This window comes from Ectobacillus sp. (assembly GCF_056992975.1).
In genome coordinates this window covers 1-16,289 of sequence record NZ_JBXKMX010000193.1, presented here as the reverse complement: position 1 = coordinate 16,289, position 16,289 = coordinate 1, and the positions used below count along the sequence as shown (strand labels likewise).

The 16,289-nt window shown below is 37.9% G+C and carries 16 protein-coding genes; all 16 read left to right on the top strand.

What is annotated here, in order from left to right:
• The coding region (locus tag AC11ZT_RS08900) for an NAD(P)H-dependent flavin oxidoreductase (RefSeq protein ID WP_484059258.1) at window positions 1-697 on the top strand (697 nt) is incomplete at its 5' end.
• Between the two features lie 420 nt (window positions 698-1,117).
• Window positions 1,118-1,552 carry a helical membrane plugin domain-containing protein gene (locus AC11ZT_RS08895; RefSeq protein ID WP_484059257.1) on the top strand — a complete coding sequence of 145 codons (435 nt, stop codon included), beginning with the start codon at window positions 1,118-1,120 and terminating at the stop codon, window positions 1,550-1,552.
• Window positions 1,553-1,584: 32 nt separating this feature from the next.
• Window positions 1,585-2,766, top strand: a complete 1,182-nt coding sequence (locus tag AC11ZT_RS08890) for an NAD(P)/FAD-dependent oxidoreductase (RefSeq protein ID WP_484059256.1) — start codon at window positions 1,585-1,587, stop codon at window positions 2,764-2,766.
• A 373-nt stretch (window positions 2,767-3,139) separates the two neighbouring features.
• Complete coding sequence (locus tag AC11ZT_RS08885) at window positions 3,140-4,066, top strand: LysR family transcriptional regulator (protein WP_484059255.1); 927 nt, start codon at window positions 3,140-3,142, stop codon at window positions 4,064-4,066.
• A gap of 150 nt (window positions 4,067-4,216) precedes the next feature.
• Window positions 4,217-4,579: a hypothetical protein gene (locus tag AC11ZT_RS08880; protein ID WP_484059254.1), complete on the top strand. Its 363-nt coding sequence runs from the start codon at window positions 4,217-4,219 to the stop codon at window positions 4,577-4,579.
• Between the two features lie 106 nt (window positions 4,580-4,685).
• Window positions 4,686-5,720 carry an LLM class flavin-dependent oxidoreductase gene (locus tag AC11ZT_RS08875; protein WP_484059253.1) on the top strand — a complete coding sequence of 345 codons (1,035 nt, stop codon included), beginning with the start codon at window positions 4,686-4,688 and terminating at the stop codon, window positions 5,718-5,720.
• Between the two features lie 173 nt (window positions 5,721-5,893).
• Entirely contained in the window at window positions 5,894-7,507 is a 1,614-nt protein-coding gene (locus AC11ZT_RS08870; protein WP_484059259.1) for an ABC transporter substrate-binding protein, read from the top strand.
• 23 nt (window positions 7,508-7,530) lie between these two features.
• Window positions 7,531-8,463, top strand: coding sequence for an ABC transporter permease (locus AC11ZT_RS08865; protein WP_484059252.1), 933 nt, complete (start codon window positions 7,531-7,533; stop codon window positions 8,461-8,463).
• Between the two features lie 35 nt (window positions 8,464-8,498).
• Window positions 8,499-9,389: an ABC transporter permease gene (locus AC11ZT_RS08860; protein WP_484059251.1), complete on the top strand. Its 891-nt coding sequence runs from the start codon at window positions 8,499-8,501 to the stop codon at window positions 9,387-9,389.
• Window positions 9,390-9,403: 14 nt separating this feature from the next.
• Window positions 9,404-11,428: an ABC transporter ATP-binding protein gene (locus AC11ZT_RS08855; protein ID WP_484059250.1), complete on the top strand. Its 2,025-nt coding sequence runs from the start codon at window positions 9,404-9,406 to the stop codon at window positions 11,426-11,428.
• Window positions 11,429-11,477: 49 nt separating this feature from the next.
• A complete protein-coding gene (locus AC11ZT_RS08850) occupies window positions 11,478-12,533 on the top strand; it encodes an LLM class flavin-dependent oxidoreductase (RefSeq protein ID WP_484059249.1) in 1,056 nt (351 codons plus the stop codon).
• 185 nt (window positions 12,534-12,718) lie between these two features.
• On the top strand, window positions 12,719-14,053 hold the full coding sequence (locus AC11ZT_RS08845) for an LLM class flavin-dependent oxidoreductase (RefSeq protein WP_484059248.1): 1,335 nt from the start codon (window positions 12,719-12,721) through the stop codon (window positions 14,051-14,053).
• Window positions 14,054-14,174: 121 nt separating this feature from the next.
• Entirely contained in the window at window positions 14,175-14,447 is a 273-nt protein-coding gene (locus AC11ZT_RS08840; protein WP_484059247.1) for a glutaredoxin family protein, read from the top strand.
• A complete protein-coding gene (locus tag AC11ZT_RS08835; RefSeq protein ID WP_484059246.1) occupies window positions 14,444-15,274 on the top strand; it encodes a transporter substrate-binding domain-containing protein in 831 nt (276 codons plus the stop codon). The genes AC11ZT_RS08840 and AC11ZT_RS08835 overlap by 4 nt, the downstream gene beginning before the upstream one ends.
• Before the next feature lie 33 nt (window positions 15,275-15,307).
• Window positions 15,308-16,015, top strand: a complete 708-nt coding sequence (locus tag AC11ZT_RS08830; protein WP_484059245.1) for an amino acid ABC transporter permease — start codon at window positions 15,308-15,310, stop codon at window positions 16,013-16,015.
• Window positions 16,016-16,030: 15 nt separating this feature from the next.
• Window positions 16,031-16,289: ABC transporter permease subunit (locus AC11ZT_RS08825; RefSeq protein ID WP_484059244.1), on the top strand; the 259-nt coding region annotated here is incomplete at its 3' end.

The window sequence follows — 16,289 nt, the reverse complement described above, 5'->3', positions numbered from 1 at the left end:
CATTATTTCAGGCGCAGGGATTTCAAGAGATATGTATGCATGGGGAAGACAAGCGGGAATTCCGGTTCTTTCTATCGTCTCTTCTGCAAAACTAGCTAAAATTGCTGAAAAACTTGGGGCAGCTGCTGTTGTCGTAGAAGGATTTGAAGCTGGTGGACACCTTGGTACAGATAGACCTTTGTTTGACATTCTTCCAGAAGTAGTGGAAGCTGTTTCCATACCAGTTATTGCTGCTGGAGGGATTATGACAGGTGAGGATATTGCGAAAGCCCTTGAAATAGGGGCTAATGGGGTACAAATGGGAACAAGGTTTGTAGCGAGTCACGAATGTGACGCTCCTTTGTCTATTAAAGAGAAATATATTGCTGCGCAAAAGGATGATATTCTTCTAGTTAAAACGTCTGTGGGTCTGCAAGGAAGAGTCATCGCTAATGCCTTTACTGATATAATCACAGGGTCAGACCAAGTGAAAATAAATAATTGCCAACGATGTCTTAAAAATTGTTCTTACCGTTTTTGTACATTAGATTCTTTGTTTAAAATTGTTAAAGGTGATGTAGAAAATGGACTTGTTTTTGCGGGTGCAAGAGTCCATGAAGTGAAAGAAATTCTATCTGTCCAAACTATCATCGATAAGCTCTCAGTAGAATATAGTTTGGCAAAAACACGGGGTTTTGCCAAACTGAATATGATTTAACATAATGATTAAGGAAAGACATTAGTATATGCTTCTTGTCTTTCCTTAATTTAGTATAAAATTCATGCAATATTCATTGAATAACATCGTAGAATGTGAAACTTTTCTCAAAGAAGGTTGCTTTGATCTCCAATGCGTAATAAAATCTAGTAGTCTAGAAATATTTTCACAGCCCGTTAAAGCGGATGTATTCGTAGGCTACGTCATTAAGTCAAACCTTTAGTAACCATTTTACACTATTGTTACGTTAAAATGTGTGAAAACAATGTAAATACTTTTTTAATCACAGACCTGTACGCGTAGACATCGTTCTAAAAAAATTTTTTTGTGGCACCTTACAGGTTCGACAAATCTTATGGGTAAAGGGAATTCTTATTTAATCGCCTAATTATTACCTATTATTGCAAAGGAGAATTCGATATGTCAGAAACAATCACTGCAACAAAGCCTGAACAAGAATCACAACAAGTGTCTGCCAATCAAGATGTACTTGATCAGCTATTAAAGCCTGAGGTACAAGAATCGTTAACTACCTTAGTAGAACAATTGCCAAAATTGACTGAGCTATTAAATGTTTTAAATAAGTCTTATGACTTTGCTAAATTAGTTGCTACTGATGAAATCCTAAAAAATGATACTGTGGAAGCAATCCGTGATGTTGTAAGTCCCGTAAAAGATGCTGTGAAGAATATTGCATCTACAGCAATTGAAGCGAAAGATCGTGCAGAGGAAAGTAATGATGCTATCGGCCTATTTAGTCTTATTAAAATGATTAAAGATCCTCAAGCACAAAAGCTTTTCCGTTTCATTAATGCTTATCTTGAAATTGCAAAAGAACGAGAAATTCAAAAATAATTTTTTACATTGAGTTAGGACGGGGGATAAACATGTCAAAGCATATTGTCATCTTAGGTGCAGGTTATGGCGGACTTCTAGCTGCCTTAACTGTTCGTAAATATTTAAATGAATCACAAGCAAAGGTTACTGTAGTGAACCAGTACCCAACACATCAAATCATTACTGAACTACACCGCCTAGCAGCAGGAAACATTGCTGAACAAAATATTGCTATGCCATTAACAAAACTATTTAAAGGTAAAGATATTGATCTTAAGATTGCAAAGGTGGAAACTTTTTCAGTAGACCAAAAAGAAGTGAAGCTTTCAGATGGTTCTACTTTAACATATGATGCACTTGTTGTTAGCTTAGGAAGCAAAACGGCATACTTCAATATTCCAGGACTTGAAAAATATAGCATGGTGTTAAAATCTGCTGAAGATGCAATGAAAATTCAAAAACATATTGAAGATCGCATTCGTGAATATGCCAAAACGAAAAATGAAGCAGATGCAACAATCTTAATTGGCGGCGGCGGGTTAACTGGTGTTGAGCTAGTTGGTGAAATAGCTGATACGATACCTGAAGTTGCGAAACGTTATGGCGTAGATCCAAAAGAATTAAAATTCTTGCTTGTAGAAGCTGGCCCAAGAATCCTTCCAGTATTACCACAAGTGTTAATTGATCGTGCAACTGCAAGCTTAGAAGCACGTGGTGTTACATTCTTAACAGGTCTTCCTGTAACGAATGTTGATGGAAACGTGGTTGAATTAAAATACGGTACTAAGATTGTTACAAATACATTCATCTGGACAGGCGGTGTACAAGGTAACCCGCTTATTGGTGAATCTGGTCTAGAAGTCAATCGTGGTCGTGCAACGGTTAATGAATATCTTCAATCTACATCTCACAAAGATGTATTTATCGCAGGAGACGCTGCTGTTGTCTTCGGTCCAAATAGTGATCGTCCATTTCCTCCTACTGCACAAATTGCTTGGCAAATGGGAGAACTTGTTGGATATAACTTATTTGCATACTTAGAAAACAAATCCTTTGAAACGTTTGCTCCAGTTAACTCAGGTACTCTTGCAAGCTTAGGTCGTAAAGATGCGGTTGCTACAATCGGATCAAACTCGATTGAACTTAAAGGATTACCAGCATCCCTAATGAAAAAAGCAAGTAACGCTCGTTATGTATCACACATTAACGGATTATTTAGCTTTGTTAAATAAACTGTAATTTTTAATGATATAGAAAATAGGACCTATCAATAAACAAGTATGATTTGTTTATTTGCTAGGTCTTTTCCAGCTTATCATTCATATTTACACAAAATAACCACTTTACTCATTGGATTAATTGGAGTAAAATTGAATAAATTGGTAAAATATATAAACAGCTGATTGGTCATCCAAAGGCTCCTTCAAGTGTGAAGGAGCCTTTTATAATATAAATGAATGATGATTCATATTAAAGGGATTTGTAAGTACTGATAGATAAATTACGAAGAAATATGAAATGACAAGTATTCCAATGGTGCTTATATCATCAATAATTGGAATGGTATTAACAAATTTTTATTATCTATGAATAGGGGTTGGAAGAATGAATATTGATCATCTCGAAGCTTTTATCTATGTGGTCCATTTGGAGAGTATACATAAAGCCGCTGAAGCGTTGTATTTATCTCAGCCAACAGTCACAGCAAGAATTAAAACATTAGAACGTGACCTTGACACTGAATTATTTTTACGGAAGGGTAGAAGTGTTACATTAACTGAGGAAGGGAAAGCTTTTATCCCCTATGCAGAACAAATCATAAGTACGTATCAACAAGGAAAAAAACTGTTGAAAAAGGGAAATACGGAAGAAGAAATTATTATTGGAGCAAATACGATTACTTCACAATATTTTATTCCATTTGCCCTTCCTTTCTTAAAGAAAGCAAATCCTCATTTGCGTTTTAAATTTACTTCAGCACCAAATGATGTGTTGCTCGAAAAGCTTATACAGAAACAGATAGATATCGCCTTTATGAAAGAGGTTTCTCATAATAGGATTCAAAGTCAGGCACTTCTTGACAATTCTGTTCGACTTGTAGTGTATCCGGGGCATCCTTTCCAATTTCAAACAGATGTAACGGTAGAGCAGTTAGCCGCGGAGCCCATGGTGTTCTTTGAATGCGGGGCATTTGATTGGAATCGGATTCATAAACTATTTGAAGTGGCAAATGTAGAACTACAAATAGAGTTTTTGGTTGACCATTTGGAAGTGGCAAAATCTATTATTCTTAATGAAAGTGGTATAGGATTTCTACCGTATTTATGCATGAAGCAGGAGCTTGCCCGAGGTGAACTTATTGAAATAGATTTTTCACATAGTATTAAAATAAACCAGAATATTTTTGCAACGTATTTAAATCATGATTTTGAAAACTCTATTTTATTGAAACAAATTCTTTTATCCGCCAAAGAATTTGAAAAGTATCGATATGGGATACAACCAAAGCCTATTAATCAAATTTTCTTATGAAGACTATAAATTTTTCTATCAGTGAAAGTATTGCTGTATTCGTATTTTTAATGATAGGATAAATCTCAAATAATACAGTTTGATGATTCATACACATAATTCCGACTATTTCGGTGATTATTGTAAGTTATAAAAAGGAGGGGATCTACCATGCAAGTTATCTATATAAATAATTCGAAACTTTTATTAAAATCTAAAAAACAAAATTCCTTAGAAATAAGTAAATACCTTAATTTTCCAGATTTACAGTTCTATAATTGGTGTAATGACCAATATGCGATAAATAGAGGTGTTTATAATACAATTGATCAATGGTTTTACGATTACGGGATGATCCATATTCATTCCCGTAGAATTCACATATTGGCATTCTTAGAGTTTGCTAAAGAAGAAAAGGTAGTGGATGATCGACATAAATTTATTCGATTCGGTCATGGTGGTCTTATAAGAAATCTAGAAGCGTTTATGAATGAGATGGGAAAAAGAAGTACTATCATTCAACTAGAAAGGTAAAGAAATTCGATTCTTTCTTTCATGTTAGTCATCAAGAGAAGAATGATGGAATAAAATCATACTTTGTTTATGCGCAAAATAAGAATTAAAAAGGAGGATTAAGAAAATGAAGTATAAGCTAAGTATTTTAGATCAAAGCCCAATCACCCCTGGTGCAACTGCCTCGGATGCATTGCAGCAAACTGTAGAGCTTGCTCAAAAGGCAGAAGAATGGGGATACACACGGTTTTGGGTTTCAGAGCATCATCATACAGACCAATTGGCAGGTTCTTCACCTGAAGTATTAATTTCATATATATTAGCCCGGACAAATTCGATTCGAGTAGGTTCAGGAGGTGTGATGCTTCAGCATTACAGTCCGTATAAGGTTGCCGAAAATTTTCATGTTTTATCAAATCTTGCTCCTAGAAGAGTTGATCTTGGCATAGGGAAAGCACCTGGTGGTCTACCATTATCGACAAAAGCATTGCAATATGGGACCGTAAATGACGGAAAAGATTTTCCAGAACGGCTATCTTTCTTGAAAAAATTAATTGAAAATTCTGTCGAAACAGAGCATCCACTTGCCGGTATTCAAGCAACACCGATTCCAATTGGAAGACCGGAGTTATTTTTACTCGGTGCAAGTGCAAACAGCGCTCAGCTAGCCGCAAGTCTAGGTATATCCTATGTATTTGCCAAATTTATTACGAGTGACGAAAAGGTACTAGAAGAAGCAGCGAATGTGTACCGACGCGGTTTCCCAAGTGGCCAATTCATCGTTTCATTGGCTGCTATTGCAGCCCCAACTCAAAAAGAAGCAGAAGCACTCGTAGTAAATCAAAAGATTGTAAAGGTCCATCTACAAAGTGGACGCATTGTAACTGTGCAAACGGCCGAGCAGGCAGAATTGTTTGGAAAGCAGGCGGGAGAGTTGTATGAAATTAAAGAACAGCAGGCAGATATCACTGCTGGAACTCCTAATTATGTAAAAGAAGTATTAGAGCACCTTCACCAAACCTATCAGGTAGATGAATTTATTCTACATTCACCCATTCAGGCAAAAGCGGAACGATTTCGTTCATTCGAAATGTTGAGCCCACTTTATCGAGGGGATGTCGCAGGAAATATAACAAGTAACAATGTGTATATACCGAATTAAAAGGAGTCATGGAAACTATATAAAAACGAGTTCAAAGATGGCTCTTTAATACTATAATTCATACTATTTATATAGGAATAATTATTTTTATATCGATTTGTAAAAAGAAAGTAATAAATGGATAAGGGGAGTGTCACGTGAAATTCGTAGCGAATTGGACAAAAACAATCACAATGATTACAGCATTTGTACTTTTATTAACAGGATGTTCTAGTACAACCAATACAAGCAGCAATGCAGTCGATACAAATAAAAAGGTACAATCTCAAGCGAAACCTGGCGGGGAATTAACGTATGCGCTCGCTACATCTCCTGATTCACTTGATCCACATCGTAGCGGTTTAGCAGTGGCAGTTCGAGCATTCCGAACCATTTTTGACAGTTTAGTTGTGCAGGCACCTGACAACACGATAAAGCCATGGCTTGCTACTGAATGGACGATATCGGATGATGGAAAAAGTTATACATTTAAGCTTCGTAAGGATGTGAAGTTTCAAGACGGAACTCCATTTAATGCAGAAGCTGTAAAATTCAGCTTTGACCGTATTATTGATCCAAATACACAAGCAAAAAATGCAGTAGCACTTCTAAAGCCATATAAATCATCAGAAGTACTTGATGAATACACAATTAAAATTAATCTTTCCACCCCTTCTACGGCTTTTTTAAGTAATTTAAGTCAAGCTATGCTTGGAATTGTATCACCGACAGCGGTAAAGAAATATGGAGATCAGTTTGGTAAACATCCAGTAGGAACGGGTCCATTTAAATTCGTAAGTTGGGTAGAAAATGGAGATATTGTAGTTGAAAAAAATACAGATTATCATTGGGGCCCTTCTAATGTAGAAAACAAAGAAGCGCCTTATCTCGATAAACTTACATTCAAAATTATTCCAGAAGAAGCAACACGTATCGGAAGTGTACAAAGCAAACAAGTACTAGCTGCTGAAACTGTACCACCTCAAAATATCCTTGCCTTAAAAAATGATACACAAACGCAATTGCTTCAGGTAAACACGATTGGTTTGCCGTATACACTCTTTTTTAATCAGAGAAAAAAACCATGGGATGATGCCAAGGCCCGCCAAGCTGTACAGCTTGCTGTTGATGTCGATGCAATTGTAAAAACGTTATACTTAAACACCTATCAAAGAGCTTGGTCACCTCTTACACCGGGGATTTTAGGATATGATGAATCATTGAAAGGTAGTGTGAAGCCGGATATTGAAAAAGCAAATCAAATTCTTGATGAGTTAGGCTATGTGAAAGGAGCAGATGGGATTCGTGTGAAGGATGGAAAGAAACTTACTTTGAATTATGTAGACGGGGCTCCAAACCGAGAAAAGAGAAATGATATTGCTGTCATTATTCAGCAGCAATTAAAAAAGATTGGAATCGATGTGCAAATAAATATTACGAAAGATATAGCTACAGTCGTACAAAAAAATGCTGATTACGATTTGTATGGAAACAGCCAAGTGAATTCTGATCCAAATGCGTTACGCGCTTTTTATCACACTACGACCCCAGAAGAAGAAGCAATTGTGAAAAGATTGGGTGGTGGCTCGAACCCAGAATTAGATCGATTATTGGAAGAAGGTACAGTAGAACAGGATCCTGCAAAACGGGAAGAGATTTATAAGAAAGTTCAACAATTTATTATTAAAGATGCATGGATATTGCCGATTTATGTATTCCCTTATACAGTGGCAGCATCAAAAACTGTGAATGGAATTAAATTTGATTCATTAGGATATCCATTATTCAATGATGTAAGCATTAAATAATGAAGGAATAGGGGCTGATAGATATGGTACTTGCAAATAAAATTCTTTTGAAAATCTTTACTGCATTCATATCGATTTTTGGTTCCCTCTTCCTTGTTTTTTTCATCAACTATTTGCTTCCAGGGGATCCGGTTCTCTCATTGCTCGATCCCTCAACTGCTACGCCGGAAATGGTAGCAAATTTACGCAAGGAATTGGGGCTTGATCAACCGCTTTATGTTCAATTTATAGAATATTTTTCTAATTTTCTTCACGGCAATTTTGGTCAGTCAATTGTCAATAGTGAGCCAGTACTTCCTAAAATTTTATCGCAATTTCCGGCCACATTTGCCTTAACCCTCACAAGTGCTTTTTTATCGGTTGTGATTGGTGTTACGTTTGGCGTATTATCAGCAATGTATCAGAATAGTTGGATTGATACGATAGCCCGCTTAATTGGATTATTTGGGATATCGATGCCAACCTTTTGGTCGGGAATTTTACTTATTCTTATTTTCTGTGTACAGCTTAACTGGTTTCCTGCCATGGGGTCTGATAATTGGAAGGCACTTGTATTACCGTCCCTTTCGCTTGGATTTGTTGGAGCTGGTTTAATTATTCGTTTGGTGAGAAATAGCATGCTTGAAATTATTCATGAACCATTCATTGTAACGCTTCGTGCAAAAGGTCTTTCAGAACGAGTCATTATGTATCGTCATGCACTTCGTAATGCTTTGATTCCAGCTATTACTGTTATTGGTTTAAACATTGGAGAAATGATGGCCGGTACGGTTGTGATTGAAACCGTGTTTTCAAGACAGGGGATTGGACGGATTGTAGCAGATGCTATTATGGCGAAAGACTTACCCGTCATTCAAGGTGTTGTCTTCTTCAGCGCGATTATTTATGTCATTGTCAATCTTTTAGTTGACCTTTCTTATTCAATGATTGATCCGAGGGTACGTCGATCTTCTTAAATTGAACGAAAATGAAAAAGGGGAAGGGATGTTGCATGAAAGAAGTAATACAAAGCAAAACGGTGCTACAGGTTCCAAAATGGAATTTTGGAAAATATGCAACAAACGTGTCCGTAGCAAATTTGTTTTTCTATATTTCTAGTTTTATTGTATTGGCTATTATCGTTTGTGCACTATTACCAAAATGGATTGCCCCTTATTCGCCAACTGTTATGGATACGGAGTTTATTTTAAGTCCTCCAAGTTCGGCGCATTGGTTTGGAACAGATTATTTTGGAAGAGATGTGTTCAGTCTAGTCATTTATGGAAGCCGTGATTCGCTCATAATTGGTTTTGCTTCCGTCCTTATTGGAGGGTTAATTGGAGGATGTATAGGAGCACTTGCTGGTTATATTGGTGGTATTGTTGATGCCATCTTTATGCGTTTTATTGAAATTTTGATGACAATCCCAGGTATTCTTCTAGCACTCGCGATTGCTGCTGCCCTTGGACCAAGCTTATTTAATATTGTATTGGCTGTTGCAGCTTCCTCTATTCCAGGATATGCATGCGTAATGAGAGGGCAAATAATAAGCATTAAGAAACGACAGTATGTAGATGCCTCCCGTTCGATTGGAACAGCGACATGGAAAATTTTTATTTTTCATGTTTTACCTAATTCTTTGTCCCCACTTTTCGTGATGGGGACGATTGGTCTAGGAACAGCCATTTTAATTGGTTCCGGATTAAGTTTTTTAGGCTTAGGCTATATTAAAGAAATTCCAGATTGGGGTGCATTGCTTTCACAGGGAAGAGGATATTTAAGTGTAGGTTGGTGGATTTCTACATTTCCAGGGTTAGCCATTACTCTTTTTGTTCTTTCTATCAATATTATAGGTGATCAACTGCGAGATAAGTTTGACCCCAAAATGAGTAGAACGAGATAAAGGAGAAATCGAAAATGGAGAAACTGCTTGATGTTCAGCGATTAAAGGTTGATTTCACCTTGAAGGATGGCAATCTTACAGCAATCAGGGATATAACAATGGATATGCAAGTTGGTGAAACGGTCTGTATTGTCGGAGAATCTGGCAGTGGGAAGACTGTGATGTCAAAGTCAATTATGAGACTAATAGACTTTGAAGGTGGAAAAATAGCAGAGGGAAATATTGTACTAGATGGTATCAATCTAACACAGCTTTCTCAAAAAGAGCTTCGTTCCATTCGAGGGAAAAAGGTAGCGATGGTTTTTCAAGAACCAATGGCTGCTTTTGACCCTGTATTTTCAATCGGTAGTCAGATTATTGAAACAATTCTTGAAAATAAGCAAGCGAGTAGGGTAGAAGCAAAGGAGCGTGCTCTTTATTTATTAAAGAGGGTTGGGATATCTGACGCAGAAATTCGTATGAAGCAATACCCAAATGAGCTATCTGGAGGAATGTTGCAACGGGCTATGATAGCGATGGCACTAGCGTGTGGCCCAGACCTTCTAATTGCAGATGAACCGACTACAGCATTGGATGTAACGATTCAAGCACAAATACTGCAGCTTCTTCAGGAATTAAAAGAAGAGTTTGGAATGTCGATTCTTTTCATTACCCATGATATGGGCGTTGCAGCAGAAATAGCGGACCGAATTATTGTGATGTATGCAGGGAAAATTGTAGAACATGCACCAGCATCACCTTTGTTTGATCATCCCTATCACCCATATACGCAAGGATTGCTGCAATCCATTACGACAATGGATCATGATAGAAGTAAAAAGTTGTTTTCTATCAAAGGATCGATTCCAAGATTGGCAGATTTGCCGTCTGGATGTCTGTTTCATCCGCGTTGCCTGCATGCAACAGAGCGATGCTTCGTTGAATCACCTCCTTTATTAGAAGTTAATAATCGTTACACCGCTTGTTGGCATGCGGAGGAACTACTAGCGTTATATAAAAAGAACGAACCGGTTATACAAATACAAACAGATGTGACGTTTGAACAAGAAAAGAATTCAGGTAACCCAAAGCAGCGTGAAACGCTGTTTTCCGTTCAGGGGTTAAGTAAATATTATCCGATTGGTAAAAGTTTGTTTTCTCGAAATTCGTCTATTGTAAGAGCGGTAGACAATGTGTCCTTTACAATTGAGAAAGGAGAAACGTTCGGACTTGTAGGGGAATCCGGAAGCGGGAAATCTACACTTGGGCGTGTTCTGTTACAACTAGAAAAATTGACTAGCGGAAAAGTTATGTTTCAGGATCAGGATCTTTCAAAGCTAAGCGCAAAACAGTTACGTGCAAAGCGGAAGGATATGCAGGTGATTTATCAAGACCCATACGGCTCTGTCAATCCTCGTTGGAAAGTAGGAGATATAATTGGGGAGCCTTTGCAAGTACATGGATCACTTCATTCCAATGAAAGACAAACGAGAGTTCAAGAGCTATTAGAGGTAGTCGGATTAAATAAAAGTGACTATAATCGTTATCCTCATGAATTTTCAGGAGGACAGCGCCAACGTATTGCCATTGCGAGAGCAATTGCACTGAATCCCCAGTTTATTTTAGCAGATGAAGCTGTTTCCGCATTAGATGTATCTGTACAGGCACAAATTATTAATTTACTTCAGGATTTACAGAGAGAGCGGAATTTAACGTATTTATTTATTGCTCATGGCTTGAATATTGTTCGGCATATTTCTGATCGTATTGGTGTGATGTATTTGGGTCAAATCGTGGAAATTGCAACAAGCGAAGAATTATTTTTACATCCGGCACATCATTATACAAAAGGATTAATTGATTCGATCCCAGTTGCCAACCCATCCTACGCTAGGGAACGGATTTCCATTCAGGGAGAAATTCCATCCCCTGCTAATCCACCAACAGGCTGTAGATTTCATCCTCGCTGTCCTGCAGCGACAGCTCGTTGCCGAGAAGATAATCCTCAATTTCTAGAAGTTCAGAAAGGACACTGGGTCGCTTGTCATTATCCTGTTTAATACGTTTAGCTTGTTTTAAAAATAAAAGTTTGACTGGAGGAATGAAAAGATGAAATTTATTTTGTTTGATCTTATGAGTAATCATCCGAACGATGTGACAGGCGAGGTAGTAACCACGCAGCAAAGAATTCAACAAGTACTCGATCAGGCTGTATTTGTTGAATCGCTAGGCTTTGATGGATTTGGGGTTGGTGAGCGCCATGGCTCTCCCTTTCTATCCTCTTCACCAGCTGTGATGCTTACGGCAATTGCCGCCAAAACATCAAGAATTCGTTTGTTGCCAACGGTATCTGTATTAAGCGTACTGGACCCAGTTCGTGTGGCGGAGGATTATGCTACGCTAGATCATCTTTCAGGAGGAAGATTAGAGTTGATGATTGGGAAAGGGAATGATCCGCGCCATTATCCGTTATTCGGTATTACCGAGGAAGAGCAGTGGGAATCTTTAGCTGAGCGATATGAGCTTCTGAAACAATTATGGACGGAAGAAAATGTGACTTGGGAGGGAAAATATCGTCCACCATTATACAAGGTGACGACTGAGCCAAGACCATTTCAAAAGCAAATCCCTATTTGGCATGGAAGTGCCTCAAGCCCCCATTCTACGGAGCTTGCGGCAAGGAACGGGGAACCTATCTTCTCATCCAATACGTTTCATCGAATCGAGAAGTATAAAGAATTAATCGATCACTACCGGACTCGTTTGGAACATTATGGTCATGATCCGAATAAGGCTATTGTTGGTGCTGGAGCTAGAGGCTTATACTTGGCCAATACAACGGAAGAAGCAATCAAACGTTACCGACCTTACTATGATATTTACATGAATACAGAGGCATCAAAATATAATGAATCTCCCTTTAAAAATCTTGAAGATCATATTCAAAATGGTTCCGCTCTCGTTGGAACTGCTGATCAAGTCATTGAGAAAATACTAAAGTATCACAAAGCCTTTGGGCATCAAGTGCAAAGTATTAGTGTAGAGGGATTACGGATAGAAGAGCAACAAGAGCAGCTTGAGAGATTCGCGACGGAAGTAATGCCAGTACTTCGCCGTGAAATCCCTAGTACAGTCTGGGAACAGAAACAATCGACATCTGTTTAAAAGGAGATGCCTTGTCATACGTTCATTGATAGAATAAATGAATCAATTCAATAAATTTTCTTATCAGGAAAAGTATTGAAAAGGTAAGGCGTAAAGTGCTAGGATAAAACACAATATAAAATTTGACTATTCTTATAGTTAAACTTATATATAAAAATTTAATGAATGCATGAGGAGGGTGAATGATGTCGCAGGAAAGAAAACTGAAATTTGGTGCAATTATTCATGGGGTTGGAGGGAATATTGCTGGATGGAGACATCCAAGTATTCAAGCAGATGCGAGTGTCAGCTTGGACTTTTACACAAATCAGGCGAAGAAAGCGGAAGAAGGAAAATTCGATTTAGTCTTTATTGCGGATGGCTTACATATTAACGAGAAATCCATCCCTCATTTTTTGAATCGTTTTGAACCAATTACGATTTTATCAGCACTAGCAACAGTTACTTCGAGAATCGGACTTGTTGGGACGCTTTCTACTTCGTACAGTGAGCCATTTAATGTTGCAAGACAGTTTGCATCGCTTGATCACATTAGTCATGGACGTGCGGGCTGGAATGTTGTGACTTCCCCGCTTGAGAAAACGGCTTTAAATTTTAGTAAGACGATTGAGGAACATCCAGATCATGCTACGCGGTACCGCATTGCTGACGAATACATTCAGGTAGCAAAAGGGTTATGGGATTCGTGGGAAGATGATGCATTTATTCGCGACAAAGAGTCAGGGGTGTTTTTCCAACCTGAAAAAGTGCATCCTTTGCATCATAAAGGAGAGTATTTTTCGGTAGAGGGTCCTCTGAATATAGGGAGATCAAAACAAGGGCGACCGGTTATTTTTCAAGCGGGTTCATCGGAAGCGGGCAAAACGCTAGCAGCGAAAGAAGCAGATGCGATATTTACAGGACATCCACTCCTCGAAGAATCGCAAACATTCTACGAGGATGTGAAAAACAGGGCAAAAGAATTCGGCCGTAATCCGGATGAACTCGTGATTATGCCAGGAATTGCACCAATTATTGGTGTTACAGAAGAAGATGCTGAGCGGAAATATCAAGAAATTGCTAATCTGGTATCCATCGATAAAGCACTTGCCTATTTAGGACGCTATTTTGAACATCATGATTTTTCACAATATCCACTTGACGAACCCTTTCCTGAACTAGGTGACCTAGGGAAAAATAGTTTTCAAAGTCATACCAACCGCATTAAAAAGCAGGCAAAGGAAAAAAATTTAACGCTTCGTCAAGTCGCATTATTCGAGACTACACCGCGGACACCTTTTATGGGAACGGCTGAAAAAGTAGCCAATTTGATTCAAGAATGGTTTGAAGCCAAGGGTGCCGATGGGTTCATTATTGGTTCCGCTGTTCCGAATGGCTTAGATGAGTTTATTGACTTTGTCGTTCCAATTCTTCAAAAACGAGGACTGTTTCGAACAGCATACGAAGCTGATACATTGCGAGGCAACCTAGGACTTCCGTTTCCAGAAAATCGTTATGCGAAAGAACGAGTAAATCATTAATGTAAGGTGAAAGATGGATCAAAACAATCTTAATTCATACTTTTCATATCTGTTAATTATAAATAAAGATTAATAGATTCAGATAAAAAATACATTTTATATAGTAAGGGAGACATTATAAATGGCAAAAGAATTATCTGTTGTAGTTTGGGCAAAAGAAGGATGTTCCTATTGTGCAGATGTGAAACAATATTTAAAAAATAAGGGGATTGCATACAAAACAATTGATGTTACGAATCATGATGAATATCGAGACATTTTGGAAGTTAAATACGGTGTCCGCCATGTTCCGGTCGTTGAAATTGGTCAAGACGGGGTGTATGAGGGGGTAACGAAAGTAGGAATTGAGCATCTTGAAGCAGCATTTGCACAAGGAAAGGTGATTAGCAAATGAAGAAAACTTTACTGATTTTCATGTCAATCGTACTTGCTTTCGTTGTTAGCGCATGCTCTTCCAAGGAAACGAATACCACTTCCAAAGCTAGTTCGGATACTGCGAAAAAGGATACAAAAGTACAAAAAATAATTGTAGGGACAGGGACGCAATTTCCTAATATTTGTTTTATTGATAAAAACGGAAATTTAACAGGATATGATGTTGAACTAGTTCGGAAAATTGATGAAAAGCTACCAGAATATGAATTTGAGTTTAAAACAATGGAATTTTCCAATCTATTACTAAGTCTTGAAACGAAGAAAATTGATTTTGTTGCGCATCAAATGGAAGTGAATAAAGAACGACAAGATAAATTTCTATTTAATACCGAACCGTATAATGTCTTTCCTCTACATGTAGTGGTTCGTCAAGATAACAAGGATATTCAATCGATTAAGGATCTAAAAGGGAAAAAAGTAGTCGTGAGTGCAACGAGTAATTCTGCTGTCTTTCTTGAAAAATATAATAAAGACAACAATGCGGGAATCAATATTGTCTATGCAGGGCAAGGGTCAGATGATACGAAAAATCAAATTAAGACGGGGCGTGCAGATGCAACGATATCAACACCGTTTGCTGTGAAATTCTTGAATGAACAAGCAGACGCCCAGGAAAAAGTAGTAGGGGAGCCGCTTCTAAATTCTAAGGTATATTTCCTTCTTAGAAAGGATGAAACCACGTTGCAAAAAAGAATTGATGAGGCACTTGTCGAATTGAAAAAAGAAGGTGTTGTAAGCGAATTGAGTAAAAAATGGTTAGGAGCCGACTATACAGTTGACTTTTAATCGGGTGAAAATGTGTTTGGAGGTGTACAGAGGATGGGGAAAGCATTCGATCCTATGTTAATCATTGAGTTAATCCCGACATTATTCCATTATCTCGGGGCAACTCTTCTAATATTAGCATTATCTACGATTCTCGGACTGATTCTCGGTATAGCAGCTGCTATACCGAGGTTGTTTAAAATTCCTTTTTTTAATCACTTGGTCATTTTGTATGTATCATTTATTCGAGGAACTCCGATTATTATACAATTATTTCTAGTTTTTTATGGTTTGCCTGCTGTTCTCTTACTTGTGGATGTAGATATTTCACGGATGGAGCCAATTTATTTCGTTATTATTACGTATGCCATAAGTAATGGGGCCGGTTTCTCAGAAATTTTTCGCGGATCGATTCAAGCTGTTGATTACGGACAGACAGAAGCAGCCTATTCTGTTGGAATGACAAACAGTCAAAGTTTTTTTCGAATCGTTCTGCCTCAGGCCATTCGGATTGCTTTTCCGAATATAGGGAATCATGTTATAGGCTCATTAAAGGATACTTCACTAGCATTTACCATTGGAGTGATGGACATGATGGGGAGAGGGGAAACGCTAATTGCTTCAACAGCACATGCGCTTGAAGTGTATATTGCCCTTTCTATTATCTATTATGTGGTGGTGGTATTGTTTGAAAAAATAGTTAGCAAACTAGAAAAATATTTCAATCGGTATCAGAAGGCGGATGGATCGATTGCCGCATAACTAGGAGGTTCTAGCATGACAATTGATATTCCGTTTATTTGGGAAGCAGGTAAAGAAATTATAAAGGCGCTTCCTATTACGCTCATCTTAACGATTATTCCTCTATTGGTCGGATTTCTAATCGGCATCGCTGTGGCACTGATTCGAGTCTTCAATATGAAATTTCTCTATCACCTGGCAAATGGGTATGTATCCTTTTTCCGAGGAACCCCGATCATTATGCATATTATGCTTATTTATTTTGGCTTTCCGTTACTCCTTGATCGTATTTCTG

Coding starts and splice junctions, on each gene's coding strand:
- AC11ZT_RS08895 (WP_484059257.1), top strand. CDS start 1,118: ATGTCAGAAACAATCACTGCAACAAAGCCTGAACAAGAATCACAACAA.
- AC11ZT_RS08890 (WP_484059256.1), top strand. CDS start 1,585: ATGTCAAAGCATATTGTCATCTTAGGTGCAGGTTATGGCGGACTTCTA.
- AC11ZT_RS08885 (WP_484059255.1), top strand. CDS start 3,140: ATGAATATTGATCATCTCGAAGCTTTTATCTATGTGGTCCATTTGGAG.
- AC11ZT_RS08880 (WP_484059254.1), top strand. CDS start 4,217: ATGCAAGTTATCTATATAAATAATTCGAAACTTTTATTAAAATCTAAA.
- AC11ZT_RS08875 (WP_484059253.1), top strand. CDS start 4,686: ATGAAGTATAAGCTAAGTATTTTAGATCAAAGCCCAATCACCCCTGGT.
- AC11ZT_RS08870 (WP_484059259.1), top strand. CDS start 5,894: ATGATTACAGCATTTGTACTTTTATTAACAGGATGTTCTAGTACAACC.
- AC11ZT_RS08865 (WP_484059252.1), top strand. CDS start 7,531: ATGGTACTTGCAAATAAAATTCTTTTGAAAATCTTTACTGCATTCATA.
- AC11ZT_RS08860 (WP_484059251.1), top strand. CDS start 8,499: ATGAAAGAAGTAATACAAAGCAAAACGGTGCTACAGGTTCCAAAATGG.
- AC11ZT_RS08855 (WP_484059250.1), top strand. CDS start 9,404: ATGGAGAAACTGCTTGATGTTCAGCGATTAAAGGTTGATTTCACCTTG.
- AC11ZT_RS08850 (WP_484059249.1), top strand. CDS start 11,478: ATGAAATTTATTTTGTTTGATCTTATGAGTAATCATCCGAACGATGTG.
- AC11ZT_RS08845 (WP_484059248.1), top strand. CDS start 12,719: ATGTCGCAGGAAAGAAAACTGAAATTTGGTGCAATTATTCATGGGGTT.
- AC11ZT_RS08840 (WP_484059247.1), top strand. CDS start 14,175: ATGGCAAAAGAATTATCTGTTGTAGTTTGGGCAAAAGAAGGATGTTCC.
- AC11ZT_RS08835 (WP_484059246.1), top strand. CDS start 14,444: ATGAAGAAAACTTTACTGATTTTCATGTCAATCGTACTTGCTTTCGTT.
- AC11ZT_RS08830 (WP_484059245.1), top strand. CDS start 15,308: ATGGGGAAAGCATTCGATCCTATGTTAATCATTGAGTTAATCCCGACA.